The following is a 25,541-nucleotide window of genomic DNA, read 5'->3' as shown; positions in this document are numbered from 1 at the left end:
GATGGGTCGATGTAGGCGCTGGATCCGGTCGTGCGGGCACGATGCACAGCACTCGGCTGTTTGCAAGCCGCATTTTCGCCGCGTGACAAGGATTGATTTACGCCGATGCGGTTTGCGTGTTAGGGCCGGGCATGGCCGACCGTCCCGCAATCCTCACCGGCTTTCACTTTACCAAGACGACCCTCGCCACCTTCGCCGAGCGCTACGACATCCTCGGCCACATGGACAAACCGGATCCGGCCTTCATTCCATCTGGGACGGCTGAGCATGTGCAAGCTCTGGTGACGACCGGGAGCGTCGGCGTTTCCGACAGGCTGATGGCGGCGTTGCCGCGCCTGTCGCTGGTCTGTTGCTACGGCACGGGCTACGAACGGATCGATCTTGAGGCGGCGCGCCAACGGAACGTCATGGTCACCCACGGCGCCGACGCCAATGCGCCGGACGTCGCCGAGATGGCGGTCGCCATCCTGCTCGCGTCGACGCGGCGCATCGTGCGCGCCGACAAGATGATACGGCGCGGCGATTGGACCAAGCGTATCCCCAATCGCTTCGGTGTCATCGCGGGCCTGACCGGCGGCAAAGTCGGCATCCTGGGACTCGGTGCGATTGGCATGGAAGTGGCCAGGCGGCTCAAGGGTTTCGATGTCGAAATCGGCTACTGCAACCGCCGCCCGCGGAGCGACGTCGACTACCCCTACTTCGCCAACGTGATGGAGTTGGCGACCTGGTGCGACTACCTGATGGTCTGTCTGCGCTCCGACGCGTCGAACCGGCATATCATCAACGCGGCCGTGCTGACCGCGCTGGGGCCGCGCGGCCACGTCGTGAACATCTCCCGGGGATGGGCCGTCGACGAGGCGGATCTCGCCGAGGCCCTGCGCAACAACGTCATCGAAGGTGCCGCCCTCGACGTGTTCGACGAGGAGCCCTACGAGGGCACCGAGTTGTTACCACTCGACAATCTGGTCATGACGCCGCACTTCGGCGGCGGCACCGAGCATGCGCAACGGCGCATGACCGCCTTGGTGCGACAGAATCTCGACGCCCATTTCGCCGGCAAGCCCGTGGTCTCACCGCTTCCGGAATTGCGCGACATGGCGCTCAATCCGGCGGGTCGACTCCGATAGACACCTTCCGCCCTGTTTCGTGCGGCCGCCGCCGCGACAGCACTTCCAGATAGGCGATCAAGGCCGATGGATATCGCCGCAGTTCGGTGAGCATGCTGTGCGGCCGGACGACGTCGCGGGCGTCGAATCCGCTGGCGCCGATACCCTCGTGCCGCGCGATGAACAGGGCGCGGCCGACGTGGAAGCGCTGCGAGACGACGATGAATTCCCCAAGCCCGAAGACATCGCGGGCGCGCAGGATCGAATCGCGCGTCCGATAGCCCGCGAAGTCGCGGTAGATGGCGGCCGCGGGCACGCCGCGTGCGATCAAGCCGACGCGCATTGCCGTCGGCTCGTCGTAGCTGCCCTCGCGATTGCCGCTCACGAGAAGGAAGCGTACCTTGCCGGCGTGCCACAGCGCCGCGGCGGCGTCGAGCCGATAGACCAGATACCGATTGGGGCCACCTTCGGGACCGATGGGCGCCGTTCCGAGCACGAGCGCGACCTCAACTGGCGCGACTTGTGCGAGATCGGCCGTCGACCGAGCATCGGCCTCGCGCAACAGGCTGCGCTCGGCAAACCACGCCAGCAACGCGGCGCACGATGCGATGCCCCCGAGCGCGAGCAGAGCGTAGAGCGCGAGACGCATGTGCTATAGACCGGGCTGTCCCGCCGGAGGTGTCGTCCGAATGCCCCGTCTCAGTACCGCCGAAGCCACCGTCCACACTCTCCTGCGCCATGGCCTGGACACGGTCTATGCCCTGCCCGGCCTGCACAACGATCCGCTGTTCGACGCCTTCTACCATGCCGCCGACAGGCTGCGCGTCCTCCATCCGCGGCACGAGCAGACCGCGGCCTACATGGCGCTCGGCGCGGCGCTGGCGACGGGTCGGCCGCAAGCCTTTGCCGTGGTGCCCGGTCCCGGCTTGCTGAACGCCGGCGCGGCGTTGCTCACGGCCTACGGCATGAACGCGCCGGTGCTGGCGCTGGTCGGGCAGATCCCGCAGGTCGACATCGATCGCGGCCACGGCCATCTGCACGAGATCCATGACCAACTCGGTCTGATGCGACACATCACCAAGTGGGCCGAGCGCATCCGCAGCCCACAGGAGGCTCCGTCTCTGGTCAGCCAGGCGATCCGGCAGGCGACCACGGGACGGCCGCGTCCAGTCGCGCTGGAATGTGCGCTCGATACCTGGGCCAAGCGCGCGGACGTCGCGCTGCCGGACGCTCCACCGTCGCCCCCGCCGCCGGACCCGATCGACGACGAAGCCATAGAAACGGCCGCCAGGATCCTGGGCCAGGCGGAGCGGCCGATGCTCGTGCTGGGGGGCGGCGCGCTCGACGCCTCCGCCGAGGTGGCGACGCTGGCCGAAATGCTCGAGGCGCCGGTCTGTTCGTATCGCCGTGGCCGCGGCGTCATCCCGAGCTCGCACCGGCTGGCCGTCGACATGCCGATCGGTCATCGGCTGTGGAAGGACACCGACGCCGTGCTGGCGATCGGCACGCGCTTCTTCGTCCAGAACAGCCAGTGGGGCGTCGATGCCGGGCTCAAGGTCGTGCGACTCGACATCGACCCCGACGAGCACGAGCGCTTCCGCAAGCCCGACGCGGCCATCGTGGGCGACGCGGCGCCGCAACTGCGCGCGCTGATCGCCGCCCTGCCCCGGCACAATCGCAAGCGCCCTTCACGGGCCGGCGAACTGGGCACGCATCGCACGTGGCTCGCCGAGCGCCTGTCGCATTTAGAGCCGCAAACGAGTTTCCTCAAAGCGATCCGCTCTGCCCTGCCGGAGGACGGCATCTTCGTCGACGAGGTCAGCCAGATCGGCTTCGCCTCGCGCGTGGCGCTGCCCATCGAGAAGCCACGCACCTTCCTGTCGCCGGGATACCAGGACAATCTCGGGTGGGGCTTCGGCACCGCGCTCGGCGCGAAAGCCGCGATGCCCGGGCGCAAAGTGCTGGCGATCGCGGGGGACGGCGGCTTCCTCTATCAGATCGGCGAACTCGCCACCGCCGCCCGCCACAACCTCGCCGTGGTCGTCGTGGTGTTCGACAACGGCGCCTTCGGCAACGTCAAGCGCATCCAGCAGGAACGCTACGGCAACCGCCTCATCGCCTCCGACCTGCAGAACCCCGACTTCTGCAGGCTGGCCGACAGTTTCGGCGTCGCGTCCTTCAAGGCGACCGACGCCCGGCAGCTTGAGGTCGCGCTACACAAGGCTTTCGCGCTCGACGCACCGGCGCTCGTCTGGGTGCCGCATGGTGACGTGCCGAGTCCGTGGGACTTGATCATGATGCCGAAGGTCCGCGGGTGATGCCGAAGGAGAAGTGGATGGTCTGGAGTCTGGCCATCCTGCTCTGGCTGGCAGCACCGGTCTTCTACGGCCATTCGCTCGTGGAGCTGCGTCGCGCCGGATCGCTCTCGGCAGGCGACGAGGAATTGACCGCGGCCATCGTCGACTTCGTCCGGTGGCCCGTGCTCGGCGCGCCGGTCCTCTTCGGGTTCGTCTGGTTCGCCCTGCGCGAATATCGAGCCGTGTCGCTGCTGGCCTGGAATCGGGGCCGAGCGGCCTCCTCGGCGGCGTGGAGCGTGCTGCTGATCGCGCCGGCCGCGCTGCTCGTCTGGTGGGCCGTACTGGGCGTTCTGGCCGGCCACTCCATCTTCCTCGCCGGCCTGCTGCTCGGCGCCGCCTATCTGCTGCTGGTGCTGCGAGCCGCCCTGATGCGCGTCTGAGTGCTCATGCCAGACCGGCGACAGCTAGCGCTTCTGCCTGCCGTGCACCGAGAGCGTCCAGATCGAAATCGGCGATCAGCTCCTCGAACATCCGATGCCAATTGATGCTGGCGCGCAGATGAATGAAGACGGCGCCGAGGCCGATCGCGGCGCGATCCATGAACACGAACTCACGCGGCGGCCGCACCCCGCCCATGCGCCGCAGCTCGGCGAACACGTCTTGCGCCATTTCCCGCCCATAGCCTTCGGCGATACCCTCGGTCAGGCGCCGCGCGCGGTCGTCCATCAGGGGACCGTAGAGGAAGGCCGCCCAGCGATTGAGCACGGCGATCGCCTCGCGCGTGAGGCCGCTGAAGCCCCAGTCCTCGTAGGCCGACACGGCACGGTCCATGTCGTCGGTCATCAGGGCGCGGTAGAGCTCGATCGAGCCGCGTACGAAACGCGGCGGAAAGATCCTGATGCAGCCGAAATCCATGAGGTTCACCTCGGCCGAGGACCGGACGGTGTAGTTGCCGAGATGCGGATCGCCGTGGATGACGCCGGAAAAATAGAACGGCACATACCAGGCGCGAAACATGTTCGCTGCCAGCCGGTCCTTCTCCTCCTGCGGCCTCTGCTTCCAGTCGAGCAAACGCTCGCCGCTCAGCCATGTCATGGTGAGCAGGCGATCGGTCGACAGCTCCGCTACGACCTCGGGCACGTGCACGGCGGTCTCGTCGCGCAACAGGTGCCGGTAGAGCGCGACGTGCCGGGCTTCGCGACGATAGTCGAGCTCTTCGCGCAGGCGCTCGGTGATCTCGGCGTGGATCTCGTCGGTGCGGATCGCCGGGTCGAAGCGCTGGCCGACGGCGAACACCAGCTTGAGCTGGTTGAGGTCGGCCTCCATGGCCGACGCCATGTCGGGATACTGCAGCTTGCAGGCGACCTCGCGCCCGTCATGCAGTACGGAGCGATGGACCTGACCGAGCGACGCCGCGAACGAAGCCTCCTTGTCGAAGCGCGCGAACCTCTCCCGCCAGTCCGGTCCCAGCTCGGTTGCCATGCGACGGCGCACGAAAGCCCAGCCCATGGCCGGGGCGTCGGCCTGGAGCTGTGCCAACTCCCGCGCATATTCCGGCGGCAACGCGTCGGGAATGGTGGCGATGAGCTGGGCGGCCTTCATCAGCGGGCCCTTCAGCCCGCCCAGCGCGGCGCGCAGTTCCGCGGCATGGCGCTCGCGGTCGAGCGAAAAGCCGAGATAGCGCTGCCCTGCCAGCCGGGCCGCCAGTCCACCAACCGACGCGCCCACCTTGGCATAGCGACCCAACCGGCCGCCGAGAGAATCGCCCTCGTCGTGATTCATGCTGAAGTCGCCACTGGATTGGCCCACATCCCGACCGATATAGGATCGATCGAGACACGTCGCCACCTCGATGCGCGGGCCGGAAGACGCCGTCGTTCTTTGCTCTCAATCTGCTTGCGTCCGGGCAAAGGCACGGGAAACTGGGCGCATGATCCGCGACCCGTCATTGGACGATAGGGGGCAAGCGAAGCTTGCGGCGCCTCGCGTCCTCGTCGTCCAGCCCAACGGATTCGGTGACTTGCTGATGAATGTGTCGCTCTTCCGTTTGCTGCGAGAGCGACAACCGACCGCCCTGGTCACCGCGCTGGTGCGAAGTCCCGAAGCCGGCTCGATGCTTCTGCACGCCGGCCTCGCGCACGATATCGCCTTGCTTCCCTGGACAGGGTCGCGCCTTGATCGGCTGCGCTCATTCTGGCGGCTGCGCCCACGGCGCTTCGACGTGGCGTTCATCGCCACGATGAATAGCTGGCACTTTGCTGCCGCAGCCCGCTGGTTCGCCGGCGTACCCCTCGTCGTTTCCGACGACGATCATCCGCTGACGCGCCTGTCCGCGACGGTCGTCGCGCGGGCCCCCCGGGCGCACCGCTTCGTCGCCAACGGCGCCCTGCTGCAGCTCCTGCTGGGCAACATCGACGATGCCGCGATCGCTGCTTGCGACTCGCGGATCAGCCTCGGCCCTCCCTCTCCTGCAGCTGAAGCTCTGCTCTGCCGCCTGCGCGACACTGCCGGCCCGATCGTCGCCCTTCATCTCGGCAGCGCCTCACAACCGATCAAGCGCCTGCCTGCAGACCTGGCGACGGAAGCGGTGTGTGAACTGCTTCGGGCGGTGCCACGCGCCACGATCCTCTACATTCAAGGGTCGCCCGATCCGCCGCATGCGAAGCTTCCGCTGGCGCTGCGCGAGCGCACGGTCGAGGTCGTCGGCCTCCCGGTGAACGACCTGCTGCATGTGCTGCAGGCCTGTGGAGCCGTGCTGACCGGCGACACCGGCATAGCCCATCTTGCCGCCGCCGTCGGCACCAGGGTGGTCGTCGCCGGCGGCCCGACCGACGTCGAGCGCACGCGGCCCTGGGGTGACGCGCATGCCGTCGTGACCTCACGTGCGCCGCCGGCCTGCATGCCCTGCTACGGCACGCCAACCTACGACGACGATGCGTGTCCGCACAGCCGGGCCTGCCTGACCACGATCCGTGCCGCCGATCTCGCCGCGGCCCTGCTCGACGGCCCGTCGCTCAGCCGGTGATCGCGAGCTTAAGCACCATGTCGTTGTAGTCCCAGTCGCCGCCAATCTTGTCCTCGAAGCCGAAGATGTTCTCGCCGTACATGCGGATGTGCGTGGCGTTGTCCTGGTTGGCGATCGTGGTGCCGTGGTCGATGATGAACAGTTCGTTGGCGCCGTTGACCAGGACCGGCGCGTAGTAGCCGCTCGTGCCGGCGACCGTCCATGTCGCGGAGGTGTCCGAGCCGGTACCGTTGCCGTGCGAGGCCGAGAAACCCGAATCCCAATTGTCGCGAACGGCCGTGCGGAAATCTTCCGTGTTGCCATACGCAACGCCACCGACGCTCCAGGCGCCGGTCGTGGCGTCGATGTCGATCTTCACGAAATGCAGCGTGTTCACGTAGCCCGAGCTCCAGGCGAGGTCGACATCGACCGTGGCGCCGTGTGTGAGATAGATCCAGGCCGTGTCGTCGTTACGCTGGGCGGCGGCGGTGACGGCATCCGTGGTGAGCGTGTTGCCGGCGATCACCTGCGCCGTCATCGACAGCATGCCGCTGCCGTTGCTGACGCCGACGGTATAGGAATCGCTGCCGCCGCTGCCAGTGATGTCCACGGTCGGCGAACTGTCGACCGTGCCGTTGCCGGTGACGATCGCGAAATGCATCTGCTGGCCGACCGGCAGATAGACCGATTGATCGCCGCTGAACATCGTGTCGCCGACGTCGCTCTTGACCAGGCCGATGCGGACCAGGGTCGCTTCATGGAGCGAGGCGGTGACACTGCCGGCGCGGTCGACCATCTGGCCGCTGTCGTTGGTGGCATAGGCGACCAGCGTGCCGTTGGGCAGGGTCGAGCTGGCGGTAGACAGCCTGATCCAGTTGCCCGGGGTCGAGGCGTGGCCGGTATTGTCGAGCGCCAGCGCCGCGCCGCCGTCGGCGGTGGTCAGCAGCAGGTCGTCCATCGCCACGGTGAAGGCCTGGAACTGGCTGGTCTTGGCTAGCGCGGTGCCGAGATCGCCGGGCTGGTATTCGGTCATGGTGACCTGAAACGTGCCGTTGCCGAACTGCACGCCACCGGTCTGCCACTGGCCGTCGAGGTCGGCCACCGCCACCACCGGCACCCAGTTGCCGACCGTGCTGCCAGTGCCAGTAAAGCTCAGCACGGCGGCGTTCAGCGCGCCGATCTTGTTGGTGTAGCCGTAGACCTCCGACGTATCAGGCGTGAGGTGGGCCAACAGGTAGGCGGTGTCGGCACCGTTCCAGCCGAACGCCAGATCGCCCTGCGTCGTGGTCGGCGCAGACGGCATCACCCAGCCCGGATTGAAATTGGCCTTGGTGTTGGCCATCGGCGTGAAGCCGGTCAGGTAGGTGAAGGCGTTGTCGCTGTCGACCGTGCCGATCACCGGCGCCCACGGGGTCACGAAGGCGCTGCTTGCATTCATGATCGTCTGCGAGGTGATCTGGGTCCACAGCGAGGAATCGACGGCGATGCCGCTCGCGCCGGCGACGTTCAGAGTGAGGTCGTTGTGCGGCCCGTCGGTCGTCTCGCCGGTGATGAAGCCCAGCCCGTCCATCCGCGCCGTCGGCGACATCGCCTGGGCGTTCGGCGTCCAGACGAAGGCGTGGGTCGTCGGGTCGATCTGGACATAGACGTTGAACACCTTTGCGCCAACCGTGAGCTGGTACCAGGCAATGTCCTTGCCCTCGGCAAGGGCGTCGTCCTGCATCACTGGCATGCCGGTGAAGACCACCGACGTGTTGTTGGTCGGCGAATTGGGAGTCTCGCTCGCCAGCACGGGGTTACCGGAGCCGTCGTCGACGATCGTCCAGGACTGGTAGATCGACTGGCCGGCCGGCAGCGACACGGTGCGGAAGCCGCCGTTGCCGCCGTTCAGGGTTGAATCGTAGAAGCCCAGCGAGATCGGCGTGTCGTCCTTGACCATCACCGTGCCGGTGCCCAGCGCGATGGTGAAATTGTTGCCGTCCCCGACGAAGAAATTGTCGAGGGTGGCGTAGCCGCCGCCGTTCGGCTCCAGGTAGTTGTACATCGTCGGCGTGACGTAGTCGCTCGGGGTCGGCGTCTCGTCGTCGGCGAACAGGTTCACGACCAGGGAGGAGACGTCGGCGGTGCCGTTCCACAAGGTCATCAGCGGCCCGCCGGCCGGGAACGCCTTCATCAGTGCGTCGGAATAGCCGCCGCCGTAGGAGTTGGTGTAGCCGAAGAAGGCCTGCGAGTACTTGTCGTAGAAGACGTGGGGGGACGCCGTGACATGGCCCGCGCCGCTCTCCACCGCGGGATTGCCGAAGGCGTAGGTCGGGTCCCAGTTCCAGGTCTTGTTGAGGTCGATCGTGACCGAACTCAGCAGCGGATTGACCGAATTGGCGGTGGCGCCGTAGTAGCCCGCGGTGAAGCCGGTCAGCACCGAGACGAAGACGTTGCCCCACTGGCTGTTGTCGCCGGTGTTCATCGCGCCGGTATTGGCGGGGTTGGTGTAGAACTGCGTGCCGCCGTTGAATATCTCGGCATTGCCGTTGGTGGCGTAGATGCTATTGGCGAGATCGGACGGGTCGATCCGGATGTCGCCCTTGATGGCGCTGGTCGAGGTCGGCTTCAGCCAGAAGTCGGCACCATCCCACGATAGCTGGTAGGAGAAGAAGCCGGCATTGTGCCAGATTCCGTTGCCGTCAGGCGAGCCGTTGTACCAGCCCGACACGACGATGTCGTTGGCGACGGCGTTGGACTGCAGGGACGTGACGTATTGCATCCACTGACTATTGGTGAAGGCAGCGACGTTCTGGCCGACTGCCTCGGTCGGCGACAGCATCATGCGCTGGTTGCCGTGCAACGGGCTGTTCTGGTCGACCCAGCTGCCGGTGGACGCCGCGTAGAGGATGTCCTGCGTCGTGCCGGGCGAGGAACTGGCCTGCGCGATCTTGCCGAACAGGGTCGTATCGTCGCCGGCGGTGCCGGCGGCGAGGTTGTAGCCTCGCGTGTCGCCGAGGCCGTTGCCGATGGTCATCGGCAGGCCGAAGCCGTTGACCGAGGTCAGGTTGGCGACGTCGTAGGCGGAGTTGTCGACGTTGAGCTCGATGCTGTCGAAGCGATAGTTGTTGCTCTGGGCGTTGCCCCAGTTGATGTCGGATTCCTGGGTGATCTTGTTGGTGCCGGTGAACAGGTCGCCGTTCGGCTGGCCGCTCTGGATGATGATGTAGAGCTTGCCGGAGATGAACTGGGTGTTGCCCGTGCTGCCGTTGACCGGCAGGCTGACCGTCGTGGCGCCGCCGTTCTGGACCACGCCGTTGTCGACCAGCGTGGTCGTGTACATCTTGTATTCGGTGACCGGATCGGCCGCGTTGGGCGTCGTGATCTTGGTCTCGAAATAGACCGCGTAGGCGTAGACACCAGCCTGGTTCAGCCGATAGTGGCTGTCTTCGGCACCGTTAAGGCCCTTCAACCCGTCGCTCAAGTTGATGACGATATCGGTCGTACTCATGCGCCGGCTACCCCCGCGTCACCGGCCCTGCCAAACGGCCGTCACGTTTCCAATCACACTCCCCGGCCGCATCCTACAGGAGAACCGAATCGCCCGCCATCCGCGCCGGGGCCCGATTCAAAGGCGCAATCGGAGTCGCGGGCTCGCCGCCAGGTGCGTCGGCGTCGCGGCTCGCCGCTCCGTTCGCGTATGACGCCGACGCCTACCACAGCCTGGAGGAAGGGAAGAATGTTGTTCCAATCGTTCTCCTGGCGGGAGCGCGGCACTCCGTGCCGCTCCTTCTTCGCACCTCGACACCTCATGAGCGCGCCATAGCGGCGCAGGTTACTGCGCCGCTATGGCGCGCTCCCAACCAACTGAAGAGTCATCTGACTCAGCGGCCGCGGAAGGCGCGGGCGATCTGGTCGCCGAGCGGCTTGACGAGGAACGACGCGACCGTGCGCGGCGTGGTCTGGATGAAGGCCTCGACCGGCATGCCAGCCACGAGCTGCAACCCATCCAACCGTGCCAACTCTCCGTCGCGCAGGCGGATGCGAACGGTGTAGTAGCCCTCGCCGCTCTTCTCGTCCCGACTCACGTCGGCGCCGATATGAACCAGCTCGCCCGACAGTTCGGGCGTGGTCTGCTGGTTGGCGGCGACCATCCGCAGCACGACCGGCTGGCCGACATGGAGTTGGTCGATCTCGTGCGGCGACACCCGCGCCTCGACCATCAGCGATTCGCCCTCCGGCACGATGAGCATCACCGCCTCACCGGGCTGCACGACGCCGCCAACGGTGTTGACCGTGCGCTGGAAGACGCGGCCGGATTGTGGCGCCAAGAGGTCGATGCGCTTGAGCTGGTCCTCGGCAGCAACCCGCCGCTCGACCGCCTCGGAGCGCTTGGCGCGAATCTCGGCCAGGTCCTTGCCGACTTCGGTGCTGAGGTCCTGGTCGATCTGGTGGATCTTGAGCTCGAGCTCTGCAATGCGGCCGCGGTTCTGCGCCACCCCGGCCGCGAGCGCAGCGCGCTCGCCCTCGAGCCGAGCGGCATCGCGCTCGAGCGCCGTCACGCGGCTGATCGGCACGAGGTTCTGCCTCCACAGCTTGCGCACGCCGTCGAGTTCCTGCTCGAGGAGGCGAATCTCGCGCGTCTTGGCGGTTTCCTGGGCGAGCGTGCCTTGAATCTGGAGCTGCAGCTGCTGGACCTGCTCGCGCAGCTGCGCCTTCTGTCCGTCGCGTGCCTTGAGGCGCATCTCGAACAACCGCTGCTCGCCGGCCATCAGGCGCGCGACGTCGGGATCGCCGTACCGCTCCGTCAACTCCGGCGGAAACTCGACACGATCGCGGCCGTCGCGCTCGGCCTCGCTGCGCGCCTGCCGCGCCGCCAGCTCGTCGAGCGCCTTGAGCACGATCGCGAGATTGGCGCGCATCTGGGTGCCGTCGAGCCGCACCAGGACGTCACCCTGGCTGACGCGATCGCCCTCGCGGACCAGCAGTTCGCCAACCACTCCCCCGGTCGGGTGCTGGACCTTCTTGACGTTGCTGTCGACCACCAGCTGGCCGAAGGCAATCACTGCGCCGGAAAGCTCGGTGATCGCGGCCCAGCCCCCAACACCGACGACCAGCAGGAAGATCGCGGCGAAGGCCACGGCGAGGTGCCGACGGACATCGCGCCGGGTTTCGGCAGAAACGCCGACCGTCACGTGCCGTCCTCCTTCGGGCCGGACGGTCCGCCCGGCCGCCCGGGCACGATCGACGGTGTCCAGCCCGCGGCGGACGAAGGAAAGATCGCACGCCCGGCCACTGCGGCACCGGCCGGGCGGCCGGCGGCCTGCTCGCGCGCCTGGCGCAGTACATCCTCGCGCGGGCCGAACAGGTGTTGCCGGCCGGCGCGCAGGGCAAGCAGCATGTCGAGCCCAGCGAGCACGCCCGGGCGATGGGCGATCACGATCACGATGCCACCGCGGGCACGTACGCCTTGCACGGCGCCCAGCAGCGCGGCATCGCCGTCGTGGTCGAGACTGGAATCAGGCTCGTCGAGCACCACCAGGAAAGGATCGCCGTAGAGCGCGCGGGCGAGGCCGATGCGCTGACGCTGGCCGGCCGAGAGGACCGCTCCGCCCTCGCCGATCTGGGTTTCGTAGCCGCCCTTCATCGCCAGGATCATGTCGTGCACGCCGGCGGCGCGGGCGGCGGCGATCACCTTGTCCGACGGCGGCTCGGGATCGAGTCGCGCGATGTTCTGGGCGATGGTTCCGCCGAACAGCTCGACATCCTGAGGCAGGTAGCCGAGATGCGCGCCCAGCGTCTGAGGCGGCCACTGGTCGAGCGCGGCGCCGTCGAGCCGCACCTTGCCGGCCACCGGCAGCCACACGCCGACCAGGCAGCGCGCGAGCGACGACTTGCCTGAGGCACTGGGCCCCACGATGCCGAGCCCCTGCCCGGCCTGCAGCGAAAAGGCGACATCTCGCACCGCCACGACGTTGCTGCCCGGCGGCGTGACGGTGACGTTTTCGACCGCCAACGATCGGCGTGGCGGCGGCAGGTCCATGGCTGGCGCATCCGCCGGCAGGCGCGCCAGCAGGCCTGACAGTCGCTGCCAGCTCTGGCGCGCCGATACGAAGAGGCGCCACTGGCCGATCGCAACCTCGACCGGTGCAAGGGCGCGCGCCGCCAGAATCGAACCCGCGATGATGATGCCGGCGGTCGCCTGCTGGTGGATCACCAGCCAGGCGCCGACCGCCAGCACCGCCGATTGCAGGGCCATGCGCAGCGCACGCGACAGCGCACCCAGCCCGCCGGTGACGTCGGCGGCGCTTCGATTCGCGTCGCGATATTGCGCGCCGAGGCCGCTCCACTGCGCGGCCACGCGGCCGACCATGCCCATGGCGTGCAGCACTTCGGTATTGCCTCGGCTGGAAGTCGCCAGCGCAATTCGGTGCGCGGCGGCAGCCGACAGATCGGCGCTGGGCCGGCGCAACCGGAATTCGGTGACGAGCGTGATCGCCACCAACATCAGCGCGCCGACCAGCGCGGTGAGTCCGATCAACGGATGGAACAGGAAGCAGATCCCGAGATAGAGCGGCAACCACGGCAGGTCGAACAGCGCCGCCGGTCCGCCGCCCGACAGGAACCCGCGGATCTGCTCGAGATCGCGCACCGGATCGATGGCGCCCGCCGCTGGTGCGCGGAGCGGGATCCGCAGCGACAACAGGAAGGTGCGTTCATCGAGCGCCCCAGCCAACCCGCCGGCCAGCCGCACCAGCAGACGCGCGCGCACGCCATCGAGCAGCGCCTGAAAGGCGTAGAGCACGCCTACCAGCACACAGAGCCCGACGAGAGTCGGCACGCTGCGGCCTGGCAGCACGCGATCGTAGATCTGCAGCATGAAGAAGGAACCGGTGAGATAGAGGAGGTTCAACACACCGGTCACCGCCGCGATGCCCAGATACGCGCCACGGCAGGCAGCGAGCGCCGCCGAAAGTTCAGAGCGGGGTCCGGAAACGGGTCTCATCCGGGCGACAATCGCACTGGCCTCGAGACGCTCAAAGGATGCACGGCAGCCAAGAGGTCAGGGCATCGAGCCCGGAACGCAACCGCCCAGCCGACGCGCGCCCGCGATGATGGACGTCAGGACACGCCGCATGGCTCCCCCCCCCTTCGCATGATCGGACGGCATGGTGCCTCAGCCCCCCTCGCCCCACAACGGCCCGTCTGCGTCAGAGCTTCTCCAACTCGTCGACGAACCCGGCGATCACGCCCAAGCCCTTGTCCCAGAAGGCCGGATCGGAGGCATCGAGGCCGAACGGCGCCAGCAGTTCCTTGTGCCGCTTCACGCCGCCTGCCTCGAGCATATGGAGATACTTGGCCTGGAAGTCGGGCAGCCCGGACTGGTACGCGGCGTAGAGCGAATTCACCAGGCAGTCGCCGAAGGCGTAGGCGTAGACGTAGAACGGCGAATGGATGAAGTGGCCGATATAGGACCAGTAGTGCCTGTACTCGTCGTCGAACCTGAAGGCCGGCCCGAGGCTCTCGCTCTGCACCGCCATCCAGATCTCGCCGATCGCATCGGGCGTCAGCTCGCCCTCACGCCGCTTCATGTGCAGTCGCGATTCGAAGTCGTAGAAGGCGATCTGCCGCACCACGGTATTCAGCATGTCCTCGACCTTGCCGGCCAACATCGCCTTGCGCGCGCCGGCATCGGCTGCCGACTTGAGCAATGACTGGAAGGTCAGCATCTCGCCGAACACCGACGCGGTTTCGGCGAGCGTCAGCGGCGTGTCGGCCATCAGCGGTCCCTGTCGCGCTGCCAAGACCTGGTGGATACCATGGCCAAGTTCGTGCGCCAGCGTCATGACGTCCCGCACCTTGCCCTGGTAATTGAGCAGCAAGTACGGGTGCGCCGACGGCACCGTTGGATGGGCGAAGGCGCCGGGCGACTTGCCGGGACTCGCCGGTGCGTCGATCCAGCCGGTTCCGAAGAACTTGCGCCCGACGGATGCCAGCTCCGGCGAGAAGGCACCGTAGGCATCGAGCACGATCTTCTCGGCCTCGCTCCACGGGATCGTGCGATCGTCGTGTTCGGGGAGCGGCGCATTGCGGTCCCAATACGGCATCTGCTCGACACCGAACCACTTCGCCTTGAGCCTGTAGTAGCGATGGGCGAGCCGGGGGTAGGCGCCCTTCACCGCCGAGACGAGCGCGTCGACCACTTCGTCCTCGACGACGTTGGCGAGATTCATCGACGATTGGGGCCGCGCGTACCTGCGCCAGCGATCCTCGATTTCCTTGTCCTTGACGAGCGTATTGGTGACCAGCGAGAAGATCGCGATATTGTCGCCCTGAACCTTGCCGAACGACTTGGCGGCGTCCCTGCGGACCTCCGAATCCTTGCTGGAAAGCTTGTCCAGTATCTGCGGCTCGCTCAGCATCTCGTTGCGGAAAGGATAGCGCAGGCGCGCGATGGTCTCGTCGAACAGGCGCGACCAAGCGGCCCGGCCGACGACATACTTCTCATGCAAAGCCTTCTCCAGCTCATCAGAAAGCTGGTGCGGCCTGAACACCCGCAAGTCGCGCAGCCAGGGCGCATACCTTGCGAGCGCCGGGTCCTTCTGCTTCTCGGCGAGATCGGCATCCTCGAGCCTGTTGATCTCCAGCCGGAAGAAAACGAGCTTGGTGCCGACGTCCGTAAGCTTTTCCGAGACGTTCTGCGCGAATCGCCCGCGCTCGGGGTCCGCCATGTCCTGTGCGTAGTAAAGGGAGGCGTAAGACCCGATCCGTCCCATCAGATCCTGCAGCGCCTCGAAGCGTGCCACGGCGCCGCCCAGCGCCCTGCCGTCCAGAGTGGCGATCCGGCCCTCGTAGTCCCGGGCGAACGCGCCGGCCTCGGCGGCCGCCCGTTTCAGGTCGGAGTCGAGGTCCGAGCCGGTCGGGCTGGAATAGAGGTCGGCGAGGTTCCAGGTCGGCAGATCGCCCAGCGCTGCGTTCATTCACGAACTCCTTCGCCCTTCGATATGAGGTCGCCGGGCACCGCGTCAAGGAAACGCGCCTTCGGCGCGTCTCCAGCGTCGCCCGTCATTGAGGGCGCATACGACCATGCATAGATTGCGGGCATTCGGCGCGCTCACCGAGCCGACAAGAAGGGCACAAGAGGAAGACTTGGGGATGGGGAGGTCCGCAGCGGGCCGGCACTTTGCGGGGTTGTCCGGCTGGTACAGGGGGCTGCCGAGATCGCGCACTCGCCTGCTGAAGGCCGTACTGTTTGCCGTTTCGCTGCTGATCCTGGTCTGGCCGCGCTTCGACGCCGCTCTCGATTCAGCCGAACGTTACCGTGGCATCCAGACTCAGGACGAATGGGACGCCACGGCCGTCTGGCTCGGTGTCGCCGCGTGCGCACGCCAAACCGGCTCGTGGCTGATGATGTGCGAGGCGCCCGGCAAACTCGTTCCGATGTCTGCGGACGATCCGGGACACGCCTTCCTGCTCGGACTGTGGTCGCAACTGGCCGGGCGGGACGCGACCTTTCTCGACGTCGCCCGCCTCAACCTCGGCGTCAATGCGGTGGGATTGGTCATGCTCGCCGGCGCCCTTGCCATACTCGGCGCCTTCACCGGCTCGATCGTCGTGCTGGCGCTCGGTCCTGTCGTCTATTTCTCGTGGTTTGGCGTATCGCCACACTGGGCGGTGATACTACATGGCGACAAGCTCCTGGCACTCAACCTGGTGATGCTCGGATTCATCGGCCTGTTCGTCGGGCAAGCCGTGCTCGCCCATCTCTCGCGCCTCTATGCCGCGCCGACCGGGACCTTCATGGTGGCAATGATGGGAATTGCGGTCGAGAACCTGCGCCGATGGGCCTGGCGATGTTGGTCAACGACCCTTGGCGTAGGCAACGGCGGTCCTCACAGCCCATAGTACGATCTGAACCAACCGACGAATTTCGGCACGCCGTCCTCGACAGGAACCTTCGGAGTCCAGCCGAATTCGCGCGTCGTCTCGGTGATGTCAGCGGCGGTTTCCTGCATGTCGCCAGGTTCGCCCGGCCGCAGCTCGACGATGGCCTTCCTGCCAATCGCCTTCTCGAACAGGCCGACGACCTTGACAATGTCTTCGCTATGAGCGGCACCAAGGTTGTAGAGACGATGGCCCGGCTGTTCGGCTGGCTTGTCGAGCGCCAGCAAGGTTCCTGCCACGATGTCGTCGATATAGCTGAAGTCACGCTTGACGAAGCCGAGGTGATAGAGCGGGATCGTCGTACCCTCGTGAATCGCCTTGGCGAAGATATGCGGCGACATGTCGGGCCGGCCCCACGGTCCATAGACGGTGAAATAGCGCAGCCCGGTGATCCGCATACCGTGCAGATGGGCGTAGGTTTCGCTCATCAACTCGCCTGACCGCTTGGTGGCGGCATAGAGCGATACCGGACGATCGACGCGATCCTCGACGGCGAACGGCAGTTTCCGGTTGGCGCCATAGACGGACGAAGAGGAGGCATAGATCATGTGTCTCAGCGCGGCGAGCTGGTGGGCCAGCTCGAGCACGACCAAATGGCCCATGACGTTGGTGTGCGCGTAGATGAAGGGGTCGACATTCGCGTGCTTCACGCTGGGCTGGGCCGCGAGGTGGACGATGCGATCGATGCCGCGATGCTTGTCCACCAGCCGCAACATGGTCTCGCGGTCGGCTATGTCAGTCTCCAGGAAGGTGAAATTCTTGCCGTCCTTGAGCGGCTTGAGCCGTGCGAATTTCAAGACCGGATCATAGAACGGGCTGAAATTGTCGATCCCGACGACCTCTTCGCCTCTGGCCATCAGCGCCTGCGCGACCCGGCTGCCGATGAAGCCGGCAACGCCGGTAATAAGGATGGTCATCTCGAAATGGATGTATGCGAATGAATGGGCGACGCGTGATTACAACGTTTCAAGCCGGGACGGAACCGTGAAACGGCAGGCCGAGTTCGACCAGACGGCCGCTACCAATACGTCTTTTTTCACACGCCGCGCTTTCCAGATTGCCGCGCGCAAGAATATGTCGTTAGCGTTTCCCTGTAGCAGTCAGAGAGGTTCGCCATGTCCCTCGCGGTGACCTTGGACGACAAGTATATCCTCGAAACGGGTCGGGTGTACCTGACCGGAACGCAGGCGCTCGTGCGCCTGCCCATGATGCAGCGCCAGCGTGATCAGGCCGAAGGTCTGAACACCGGCGGCTACATATCGGGTTATCGCGGCTCGCCGCTGGGTGGCTTCGACCAGGCACTGTGGCAGGCCAAGCGCTTCATCAAGAGGAACCACATCGAGTTCCAGCCCGGTCTCAACGAGGATCTCGCCGCGACGGCTCTCTGGGGCACCCAGCAGGTCCATCTCTATCCCGGCGCCAGATACGACGGCGTGTTCGGCATGTGGTACGGCAAAGGTCCGGGTGTCGATCGCTCGGGCGACGTGCTCAAGCACGCCAACTATGCCGGAACGTCCAAGCACGGCGGCATCGTCGCGCTGGCGGGCGATGACCACATGGCTAAGTCGTCGACCGTTGCCCATCAAAGCGAGCCCGCCTTCATGGCGGCCGGCATACCGGTGATCCACGCCGCGGGCGTTCAGGAGTACCTCGATTTCGGCCTGCACGCCTTCGCGATGTCGCGCTACTCGGGTCTCTGGGTCGCCTTCAAGGTGCTGAGCGAGACCGTCGATTCCTCCGCGTCCGTCTACGTCGACCCGCATCGGGTAGAACTCCGCACGCCGACCGACTTCGTCCTGCCGCCGGATGGCGTGCATATCCGCTGGCCCGACGATTGGCTCGGCCAGGAGCGCCGCGTCGTCACCGTCAAGCACCCGGCAGCCCTCGCATACTGGCGCGCCAACCGGCTCGACCGGTTGGTGTTCGGTCGTCCCGACGCCCACTTCGGCATCGTCACCGTCGGAAAATCCTACCTCGACGTGCGCCAAGCGCTCGACGAGCTCGGCATCGACGACAGGGAGGCAGACCGGCTTGGATTGGCCGTCTACAAGGTCGCCCTGGTGTGGCCACTCGAGACCGACGGCATCTCGAAGTTCGCTCTCGGCAAGCGCGAGATCCTGGTCGTCGAGGAGAAGCGGCCGCTGATCGAGCAGCAGCTCAAGGATGCCCTGTTCAACGCGCCAGCCGATCAACGTCCTGTCGTCGTCGGCAAGAACGACGAGCGCGGCCACAAGCTGCTCAAGTCCGACGGCGAGCTGACGCCCTTTGAGATCGCATCGGCACTGGTTGCGCGCCTTGGCCTCGATGCCCTCAGCGAGACGACCCGCCAGCGTTTCGATGGGCTGAAGCGACGCGCGGGCCGGCAGATCCGCAACGAAGCCGGACTTGTCCGCGTCCCCTATTTCTGCTCGGGCTGTCCGCACAACAGCTCCACCAAGGTGCCCGACGGCTCGATGGCGATGGCCGGCATCGGCTGCCACACGCTGGCCATCGGCATGGAGCGCAACACGAGGACCTTCACCCACATGGGCGCGGAGGGCGCACCCTGGGTCGGCGCCAGCCATTTCACCGAGATGCCGCACGTCTTCCAGAACCTGGGAGACGGCACCTACTTCCATTCCGGCTACCTGGCGATCCGGCAGGCGGTCGCGACCGGCACGAACATCACCTACAAGATCCTTTACAACGACGCCGTCGCAATGACCGGCGGCCAGCCCCACGACGGCAACGTCCACCCCTGGACGATCAGCGAGCAGGTCCATGCCGAGGGGGTTCGGCGCATCGCGCTCGTGAGCGACGACCCGGCCAAGTATCCGATCGGGACCCGATGGGCGCCCGGCACGACATTCCACCATCGCGGCGAGCTCGACGCCGTGCAGCGGGAATTGCGCGAGGTGAAAGGCGTGTCGGTCCTGATCTACGACCAGACCTGCGCGGCCGAGAAACGTCGACGCCGCAAGCGCGGCACCTATCCCGATCCGGCCAGGCGCGTCTTCATCAACCAGGCGGTCTGCGAGGGTTGCGGCGACTGCTCGGTGCAGTCCAATTGCCTGAGCGTGGTGCCAGTCGAGACCGAGTTCGGCACCAAACGGGCTATCGACCAGTCGTCGTGCAACAAGGACTTTTCGTGCCTGAACGGCTTTTGCCCCAGCTTCGTGACCGTCGAAGGCGGCACGTTGCGCAAGGGCAAGACCGTCAAGGACAAGGCGGCCGACCCGAGCGAACCCGAGCTGCCCCCGGCGCCCGTCCTGCCCTCCGTGGCGGAGCGCACCTACGGCGTACTGATCACCGGTATCGGTGGCACTGGCGTCGTCACCATCGGCGCGATCATGGGCACGGCCGCCCACATCGAAGGCAAGGGCGTGACCGTGCTCGATCAGCTCGGCATGGCGCAGAAGGGTGGCGCGGTCGTCAGTCACGTGCGCATCGGTGGTTCGCCCGAGGCATTGCATGCCGTGCGCCTTGGTGCCGGTGGCGCCGACCTGTTGCTGGGTTGCGACCTGGTGGTCAGCGCAGGGCCCGATACCCTGATGCGACTCGAGCCCGGGCAGTCGAAGGCCGTGGTCAACACGCATCAGGCGATCACCGGCGAATTCACTCGTCATCCCGATCTCGCCTTTCCCGGCCATACGCTGAGACTCTCGATCGAAGCAGCCGCCGGCGCCGATTCCTGTGACTTCATCGAGGCGACGCGACTCGCGACGGCATTGATGGGCGACTCGATCGCCACCAACCTCTTCATGCTGGGCTACGCATACCAGAAGGGCCTGATCCCGATCGGCCATGACGCCATCGAGCAGGCCATCGAACTCAATGGCGCGGCCGTCGCCATGAATCTCGGCGCCTTCCGCTGGGGGCGGCGGGCCGCACACGATCTCGCCGCGGTCGAGCGACTGGCCGCGCCTGCCGCCAACGTGGTGGCCTTTCCACGCGCGGCCGCCACGCTCGCCGACATCGTCGCATCGCGCTCGCGCCATCTGACCGCCTACCAGAACGCGGCGCTCGCCGACCGCTACAAGGCGCTGGTGGACCGCGCGAGCACCGTCGAGGCCACACTGGCCGCCGGAAGCACGACGCTCGTCGAGGCAGTGGCGCGAAACTACGCCAAGCTTCTCGCCTACAAGGACGAATACGAAGTGGCGCGACTCCACGCCGACGCCGCCTTCTCCAACGCCCTCGCGCGCCAGTTCGAGGGCGACTACCGGCTGAAGTTCCATCTCGCACCGCCGTTGCTCGCCCGACGCGACGACAAGGGTCGTATGATCAAGCAGGAGTACGGCCCGTGGATGATGCGGGCCTTCGGGCTGCTGGCACGGCTCAAGTTCCTGCGCGGCACGGCGCTCGACATCTTCGGCCGCTCGGAGGAGCGCAAGCGTGAACGCGCATTGATCGGCGACTACGAGAAGCTGATCGACGAGTTGCTGGCCGGACTGACATCGGCCAATCACGAGGTTGCCGTCAAGCTCGCCTCGATACCTGCCGACATCAAGGGATACGGCCACGTCAAGGACGCGCACCTGGAGCAGGCCGAGCGCAAGAAGGCCGAACTGTTGTCGCTGTGGCGAAATCCGGGGGCCCTCCAGCGGGCCGCCGAGTAGGCCCTATCTGGCGATACCCCTCTCCTCCGCCGCCACGGGCTCGAGCGCTTCCTGGCGACGGCGGCGCTCGGCGTCAAAGGCGCGGCGCTCCTCCTCTTCCCTCGCCTGTTGGGCCTTCTGTCCGCCTTGCGACGAGACGGTCGCTCCGATGACGGGATTGCGGATCCCAGGCTCGGGTCGCAAGCCGGTATCGCGCGGCCCCGGATGCGGAGCCGGAGGCAGCTGCCCGGTTGCCCCGATCTTGCGATCGGCGCCGGCGTGGAGGCGTTCGCCCGAATGGAGAGGGGGAGTGTCGCTGCATCCGGCAATGCCGGTGACCGCCAGGCATGCCGCCGTCAGAAGGAACTTCATCGAGCCATGCAACGTCCCGCATCGGCCGAGGTTTCCGCCGTCAGCCGCGACGCGCCGCCGCGACCTTCTCGATGACCTCCGCAAGGTCGAGTTGGCTGAACGGCTTCTCGAGCCGCGGATAGGCGGCAAGCCTGCCATCGGTCGTTCCGGCATATCCCGTCGCCAGGATGACCGGCATCGCGGGGTGATCGGCCTGAATGGCCGCGGCGAGTTGCGAGCCACGCATCTGCGGCATCGCCTCGTCGGTGATGACCAGATCGATTTCCTCGCCGCGCTGCAGGATATCGAGTGCCTGGCGCCCCGACGTCGCCGAGAACACCTTGTGACCGAGGCTCTCGAGCATCAGAGCCGTGTTCATGAGTACCAGGGCGTCGTCGTCAACCGCGAGAACCCGCAGGCCGCGGGCGACGCGCTCGTGCGCCTCCTCGTCGTCCGATTGCGCCGACGCCGGCTCTTCCTCCGACGCCACCGGCAACCACAGTTCCGCCGTCGTGCCCTCTCCCTTGCGGCTGCTCAGCACCAACCGGCCACCCAACTGCTCGGCCATGCCGTGGACCATCGACAGGCCGAGACCTGTGCCCTTGCCCGCACCCTTGGTCGTGAAGAACGGCTCGATGGCTCGCGACAGAGTCGGCTCGTCCATGCCGGCGCCGCGGTCCATCACGGACAGGCATACATACCTTCCCGGCGCGAGGAAGCCGCCAGCACGGACCTCCTCTTCGCGCGCGGCGAGGATCACGGGGCCGCCCTCCGGCATCGCGTCGCGCGCGTTCATCGCCAGATTGAGCAATGCCAGCTCGAGTTGGTTAGGATCCGCCTGCACCAGATTGAGCGTCTGCGGGAACCGGGTCTCTATGAAAATGGATGGACCGAGCGAGCGGCGCAGCAACTCGGTCATACCGCGCGTCAGGTCATACAGGTTCGTGGGTCGCAACTCGAGGTTCTCGCGGCGCGCGAATGCCAACATGCGCCGTGTCAACCACGCGCCGCGCTGCGCCGCCTGGATGGCGTTCGCAAGCAGCCCGGCGACGTCGGATCCAGCCCTGGTTTGCTCGGGAAGTTTCTTGCCGATCAGTTCGAGGCTGCCGAGGATGGCCGTCAGGAGGTTGTTGAAGTCGTGCGCTATACCGCCCGTGAGCTGGCCGAGGGACTCCATCTTCTGCGACTGGAATAGCGCCTCGCGCGTCCGTTCGAGCTCGATCTGGGCCTCGCGCCGCTCCGTGGTGTCGCGCGTGATCTTGGCGAAGCCGACCAGCTTCCCTGCCCGGTCGCGTATGGCGTCGACCACGACGCTCGCCCAGAAGCGCGAACCGTCCTTGCGTACGCGCCAACCTTCGGCCTCGAACTTGCCCTCGCGGGCGGCACTCGCGAGAGCATTATCCGGCACTCCGGCCGCCCGATCCTCGTCCGTGTAGAACCGCGAGAAATGCTGGCCGATGATCTCACCCGCCTCGTAACCCTTGAGGCGGCGGGCCCCGCTGTTCCAGCTCGATACGCGGCCAGACGGGTCGAGCATGTAAATGGCGTAGTCGATGACCGCGTCGACGAGGAGCCGATACTGTTCGTCACTGGTCGAAGGCGTCGGTTGACGCGGGTCCCGCTGCATCAGAACAGGAACGTCGATCAATCCGGATGGTTCCGCAAGGCCGCGAAGCGAGAGCGTTGACAAGCCGCGGCCGGGCGGCCCGAATCGCTCGGGAGGGAGGCGGAGGCATGAACGACCAAGGCGTCTCGGCGCCCGCTCGCGATCCGGACGCGGTCTCCCGCGCCCGTTCCATCGGCCCGGCGATCGCGGCGGTCGCCGACGACATCGAGCGGACCCAGGAGATCCCCGAGCCCGAGTTGACCGCGTTGCACGAGTCGCGGCTGTTTCGCATGCTGCTGCCGCGCTCCGCCGGCGGCGATCAGCTTCCGCCGTGGGTCTACCTGCGCGCAGTCGAGGAGATGGGGTGCCACGATGGCTCGGTCGCCTGGAACATCTTCGTCGCCAACTCGTCCGCGCTGATCGCGCCGTTCATTCCCCTGGAGAGCGCCCGGACCATCTACGGCGATCCACGCGGCCTGATCTCGTGGGGGCCGCCCAACCAGCACAAGGCGATCTCGGCGCCCGGCGGCTACCGGCTGACCGGCGCCTGGCACTTCTCGTCCGGCATCCGGCAGGCCAGTTGGCTCGGCGCGCACTGCAACGTCGTCGAGCCTGACGGCTCGCTGCGACTGAATCGCTTTAGCCGTCCGACAATGCGCACATTGCTGTTCCCGCGCGACAGGGCGACACCGATCCACGATTGGCACACGCTCGGCATGCGCGGGACGGCATCGGAGGGGTACAGCGTCAAGGATCTGTTCGTGCCCGAGGCCTTCTCGGGCACTCGCGAGGATCCCACCCTGCGTCGCGATCGAGGCCCGCTCTACGCCTTCACGATGGCCGGTCTCTACGCCGTAGGCGTCGCGGGTGTCGCACTCGGCATCGCGCGCGGCATGCTGGACGCCTTTGTCACACTGGCGACCGAGAAGGCGCCTCGCAATCTGGCTCGGCTCGCCGACACGCCCGCGGTGCAGGCGGAACTGGCGCGCAGCGAGGCCGCGCTCGGGGCGTCGCGCGCGTGGCTGGTCGAGATTCTCCGCGAGGTCTGGCAACGCGCCGACGACGTGATGCCGATCGAGGCGCGCGACCGCGCCCTCGTGCGGCTCGGCTGCAGCCACGCCATCGGCAACGCCGTCGCCGTCGCCGACTGGGTCTACAAGGCAGCCGGCACATCGTCGATCTTCCTCGGCACGCCGTTCGAGAGGCGCTTCCGCGACATCCACACGCTCAGCCAGCAAATCCAGTCGCGCGACGCGCACTACGAGACCGTGGGCCGAATCTTGCTCAACGGCGACCCCGACGGAAGCTTCCTGGGCTAGCGTCACTCTGTGGCGTTCCGCACAGACGAGGACGCATACCCGTCGCAGGGTTGCGCGACGGCAGCGAGGCTTGCGGGTCCGGCCCCGCTGGCGCACAGTCATCCCGGGGTTGGGAGAAGGACAGGATGAGGTTTGGCGCTGGGCCGCACCTTTGGTCGGCAGTGCTGCACTGGGGCTTGTGCGTCGCGGCGATGTTCGCGACATGGGGCGTCGGCTACTGGAAGACCGGCACCCTGACCTGGAAGTGGGCGCTGCTCGGTCCGGTCGTGCTGTTCGCAACGCACGGAGCGTTGAGCATGCCTGCGGTCAGCGCGGTCATCACGGTTGCCGCGTTCCTGTTCAAGATCGACGACGGCTTGACGCAAGCCGTCCGCTGGGCCGGCGGCGCCTTCCTGCTCGTCGGACTGCTGCTCGCGGGATGGGAAGCGGCGCGCGGCGCGGCGCGGCGCTCCCTGCATCGCGGCTGAAGGCCTGGAAACCGACTAGACCCTGTCCGGCGCGGCGGCGCGCAATTCAAGTCCCTTGCGCAGGCTCGCGATTTCTTCATTCAAGTGGGTGAGCTTGGCGCTCATCGCACCGAGTTCCGCCATCATGGCGGCACGTTCCGTGCGGGCGTTCGCGGAGTCCTTGCTTTGCTCCTCCTGACTCTCGCTCTGCATGGCCGAGACGATCGTGCCGATGAAGAGATTGAGCACCGCAAAAGTCGTCACGAGGATGAAGGGGACGAAGAACAGCCAAGCGAGTCCGTGCACTTCCATCACCGGCCGTACGATTCCCATCGACCAGCTTTCGAGCGTCATGATCTGGAACAGGCTGTAGAGCGACGCCCCGAGGTTCCCGAACCATTCGGGGAAACTGGCGCCGTAGAGCTTGGTTGCCAGCACGGCGGCGACGTAGAAGATCAGGCCGATCAGCGCGGCGATCGATCCCATGCCGGGCAAGGCACGGAAAAGGCCCTCGACCACGGAGCGCATCGACGGCACCACCGACAGCAGGCGCAACAGGCGCAGCACCCGGAGCGTGCGCAGCACCGCGAGGGGACCGGCGGCCGGCACCAATGCGATACCGACGACAACCAGGTCAAACCAGTTCCAACCGTTGCGAAAGAAGGCAAGCCGGTGACAGGCGAGCTTCGTCGCCAACTCGATGACGAAGACGACGAGGATGGCCGTGTCGAGGGCATCGAGCACGCCCCCGTACCTCGCCGTTACCCAAGGCACAGTATCCAGGCCGAGCACGACCGCATTCAGGACGATCAACCAGGTGATGAATCTCTGTGCCCGGGAGCTCTCGACGAACGCACCACACGCTTGAAGCAGCGACATACGCATGACCATCTCGCAAACGACCGAGTACC

Annotated in this window: 18 protein-coding genes; 8 read left to right on the top strand and 10 right to left on the bottom strand. The window is 66.5% G+C overall.

Annotated elements, in window-relative coordinates:
• The first annotated feature begins 131 nt into the window (after nt 1–131).
• A complete protein-coding gene (locus tag KIT25_09835; protein ID UYN97203.1) occupies nt 132–1,127 on the top strand; it encodes a 2-hydroxyacid dehydrogenase in 996 nt (331 codons plus the stop codon).
• Here KIT25_09835 and KIT25_09830 read toward each other — a convergent pair.
• A complete protein-coding gene (locus KIT25_09830; GenBank protein ID UYN97202.1) occupies nt 1,102–1,755 on the bottom strand; it encodes a YdcF family protein in 654 nt (217 codons plus the stop codon). The genes KIT25_09835 and KIT25_09830 overlap by 26 nt on opposite strands.
• Before the next feature lie 40 nt (nt 1,756–1,795).
• Here KIT25_09830 and KIT25_09825 point away from each other — a divergent pair, with 40 nt between their 5' ends.
• Both KIT25_09825 and KIT25_09820 read left to right on the top strand, forming a co-directional pair.
• On the top strand, nt 1,796–3,424 hold the full coding sequence (locus tag KIT25_09825) for a hypothetical protein (protein UYN97201.1): 1,629 nt from the start codon (nt 1,796–1,798) through the stop codon (nt 3,422–3,424).
• A 17-nt stretch (nt 3,425–3,441) separates the two neighbouring features.
• Nucleotides 3,442–3,843, top strand: a complete 402-nt coding sequence (locus tag KIT25_09820; protein UYN97200.1) for a hypothetical protein — start codon at nt 3,442–3,444, stop codon at nt 3,841–3,843.
• Nucleotides 3,844–3,847: 4 nt separating this feature from the next.
• On the opposite strand, the gene KIT25_09815 is transcribed toward KIT25_09820, so the two are convergent.
• Nucleotides 3,848–5,185: an AarF/ABC1/UbiB kinase family protein gene (locus KIT25_09815; GenBank protein ID UYN97199.1), complete on the bottom strand. Its 1,338-nt coding sequence runs from the start codon at nt 5,183–5,185 to the stop codon at nt 3,848–3,850.
• Between the two features lie 244 nt (nt 5,186–5,429).
• Between KIT25_09815 and KIT25_09810 the strand changes: the two genes are divergently transcribed.
• Complete coding sequence (locus KIT25_09810) at nt 5,430–6,428, top strand: glycosyltransferase family 9 protein (protein UYN97198.1); 999 nt, start codon at nt 5,430–5,432, stop codon at nt 6,426–6,428.
• On the opposite strand, the gene KIT25_09805 is transcribed toward KIT25_09810, so the two are convergent.
• The 4 genes from KIT25_09805 to KIT25_09790 all read right to left on the bottom strand — a co-directional run bounded on the left by KIT25_09805 (nt 6,418) and on the right by KIT25_09790 (nt 15,367).
• The gene (locus tag KIT25_09805) at nt 6,418–9,897 is read right to left on the bottom strand and encodes a hypothetical protein (protein ID UYN97197.1); all 3,480 of its coding nucleotides are present in this window, start codon (nt 9,895–9,897) and stop codon (nt 6,418–6,420) included. The two genes, KIT25_09810 and KIT25_09805, sit on opposite strands and share 11 nt — an antisense overlap.
• Nucleotides 9,898–10,270: 373 nt before the next feature.
• Complete coding sequence (locus KIT25_09800) at nt 10,271–11,581, bottom strand: HlyD family type I secretion periplasmic adaptor subunit (protein ID UYN97196.1); 1,311 nt, start codon at nt 11,579–11,581, stop codon at nt 10,271–10,273.
• Nucleotides 11,578–13,392, bottom strand: coding sequence for a type I secretion system permease/ATPase (locus tag KIT25_09795; protein UYN97195.1), 1,815 nt, complete (start codon nt 13,390–13,392; stop codon nt 11,578–11,580). The genes KIT25_09800 and KIT25_09795 overlap by 4 nt, the downstream gene beginning before the upstream one ends.
• A gap of 205 nt (nt 13,393–13,597) precedes the next feature.
• The gene (locus tag KIT25_09790; protein UYN97194.1) at nt 13,598–15,367 is read right to left on the bottom strand and encodes a M3 family oligoendopeptidase; all 1,770 of its coding nucleotides are present in this window, start codon (nt 15,365–15,367) and stop codon (nt 13,598–13,600) included.
• Nucleotides 15,368–15,482: 115 nt separating this feature from the next.
• Here KIT25_09790 and KIT25_09785 point away from each other — a divergent pair, with 115 nt between their 5' ends.
• Nucleotides 15,483–16,292 (top strand): hypothetical protein, encoded by an 810-nt coding sequence (locus tag KIT25_09785; protein UYN97193.1) that lies wholly within the window; start codon nt 15,483–15,485, stop codon nt 16,290–16,292.
• Here KIT25_09785 and KIT25_09780 read toward each other — a convergent pair.
• Nucleotides 16,280–17,248: an NAD-dependent epimerase/dehydratase family protein gene (locus tag KIT25_09780; protein ID UYN97192.1), complete on the bottom strand. Its 969-nt coding sequence runs from the start codon at nt 17,246–17,248 to the stop codon at nt 16,280–16,282. The genes KIT25_09785 and KIT25_09780 overlap by 13 nt on opposite strands.
• 198 nt (nt 17,249–17,446) lie before the next feature.
• On the opposite strand from KIT25_09780, the gene KIT25_09775 reads away from it, so the two are divergent.
• A complete protein-coding gene (locus KIT25_09775) occupies nt 17,447–20,929 on the top strand; it encodes an indolepyruvate ferredoxin oxidoreductase family protein (GenBank protein ID UYN97191.1) in 3,483 nt (1,160 codons plus the stop codon).
• A 3-nt stretch (nt 20,930–20,932) separates the two neighbouring features.
• Here the strand turns inward: KIT25_09775 and KIT25_09770 are convergent, their stop codons facing one another.
• A complete protein-coding gene (locus tag KIT25_09770) occupies nt 20,933–21,280 on the bottom strand; it encodes a hypothetical protein (GenBank protein ID UYN97190.1) in 348 nt (115 codons plus the stop codon).
• A 40-nt stretch (nt 21,281–21,320) separates the two neighbouring features.
• A complete protein-coding gene (locus KIT25_09765; GenBank protein ID UYN97189.1) occupies nt 21,321–22,886 on the bottom strand; it encodes a PAS domain S-box protein in 1,566 nt (521 codons plus the stop codon).
• Nucleotides 22,887–22,993: 107 nt separating this feature from the next.
• Here KIT25_09765 and KIT25_09760 point away from each other — a divergent pair, with 107 nt between their 5' ends.
• On the top strand, nt 22,994–24,184 hold the full coding sequence (locus tag KIT25_09760) for an acyl-CoA dehydrogenase family protein (protein UYN97188.1): 1,191 nt from the start codon (nt 22,994–22,996) through the stop codon (nt 24,182–24,184).
• A 125-nt stretch (nt 24,185–24,309) separates the two neighbouring features.
• Nucleotides 24,310–24,651, top strand: coding sequence for a hypothetical protein (locus tag KIT25_09755; protein UYN97187.1), 342 nt, complete (start codon nt 24,310–24,312; stop codon nt 24,649–24,651).
• Nucleotides 24,652–24,666: 15 nt separating this feature from the next.
• Here the strand turns inward: KIT25_09755 and KIT25_09750 are convergent, their stop codons facing one another.
• A complete protein-coding gene (locus KIT25_09750; protein ID UYN97882.1) occupies nt 24,667–25,509 on the bottom strand; it encodes an ion transporter in 843 nt (280 codons plus the stop codon).
• Between the last annotated feature and the right edge of the window lie 32 nt (nt 25,510–25,541).

The sequence above is a fragment of the Enhydrobacter sp. genome (assembly GCA_025808875.1).
In the GTDB taxonomy this organism is placed as follows: Bacteria; Pseudomonadota; Alphaproteobacteria; order Reyranellales; family Reyranellaceae; genus Reyranella.
This window is presented reverse-complemented; position numbering and strand designations above follow the sequence as displayed.

Excerpts from the sequence above, each read along its gene's own strand:
- KIT25_09835 (UYN97203.1), top strand. The coding sequence starts at position 132 with ATGGCCGACCGTCCCGCAATCCTCACCGGCTTTCACTTTACCAAGACG.
- KIT25_09830 (UYN97202.1), bottom strand. The coding sequence starts at position 1,755 with ATGCGTCTCGCGCTCTACGCTCTGCTCGCGCTCGGGGGCATCGCATCG.
- KIT25_09825 (UYN97201.1), top strand. The coding sequence starts at position 1,796 with ATGCCCCGTCTCAGTACCGCCGAAGCCACCGTCCACACTCTCCTGCGC.
- KIT25_09820 (UYN97200.1), top strand. The coding sequence starts at position 3,442 with ATGGTCTGGAGTCTGGCCATCCTGCTCTGGCTGGCAGCACCGGTCTTC.
- KIT25_09815 (UYN97199.1), bottom strand. The coding sequence starts at position 5,185 with ATGAATCACGACGAGGGCGATTCTCTCGGCGGCCGGTTGGGTCGCTAT.
- KIT25_09810 (UYN97198.1), top strand. The coding sequence starts at position 5,430 with ATGAATGTGTCGCTCTTCCGTTTGCTGCGAGAGCGACAACCGACCGCC.
- KIT25_09805 (UYN97197.1), bottom strand. The coding sequence starts at position 9,897 with ATGAGTACGACCGATATCGTCATCAACTTGAGCGACGGGTTGAAGGGC.
- KIT25_09795 (UYN97195.1), bottom strand. The coding sequence starts at position 13,392 with ATGAGACCCGTTTCCGGACCCCGCTCTGAACTTTCGGCGGCGCTCGCT.
- KIT25_09790 (UYN97194.1), bottom strand. The coding sequence starts at position 15,367 with ATGAACGCAGCGCTGGGCGATCTGCCGACCTGGAACCTCGCCGACCTC.
- KIT25_09780 (UYN97192.1), bottom strand. The coding sequence starts at position 17,248 with ATGACCATCCTTATTACCGGCGTTGCCGGCTTCATCGGCAGCCGGGTC.
- KIT25_09775 (UYN97191.1), top strand. The coding sequence starts at position 17,447 with ATGTCCCTCGCGGTGACCTTGGACGACAAGTATATCCTCGAAACGGGT.
- KIT25_09770 (UYN97190.1), bottom strand. The coding sequence starts at position 21,280 with ATGAAGTTCCTTCTGACGGCGGCATGCCTGGCGGTCACCGGCATTGCC.
- KIT25_09765 (UYN97189.1), bottom strand. The coding sequence starts at position 22,886 with ATGCAGCGGGACCCGCGTCAACCGACGCCTTCGACCAGTGACGAACAG.
- KIT25_09760 (UYN97188.1), top strand. The coding sequence starts at position 22,994 with ATGAACGACCAAGGCGTCTCGGCGCCCGCTCGCGATCCGGACGCGGTC.
- KIT25_09755 (UYN97187.1), top strand. The coding sequence starts at position 24,310 with ATGAGGTTTGGCGCTGGGCCGCACCTTTGGTCGGCAGTGCTGCACTGG.
- KIT25_09750 (UYN97882.1), bottom strand. The coding sequence starts at position 25,509 with ATGTCGCTGCTTCAAGCGTGTGGTGCGTTCGTCGAGAGCTCCCGGGCA.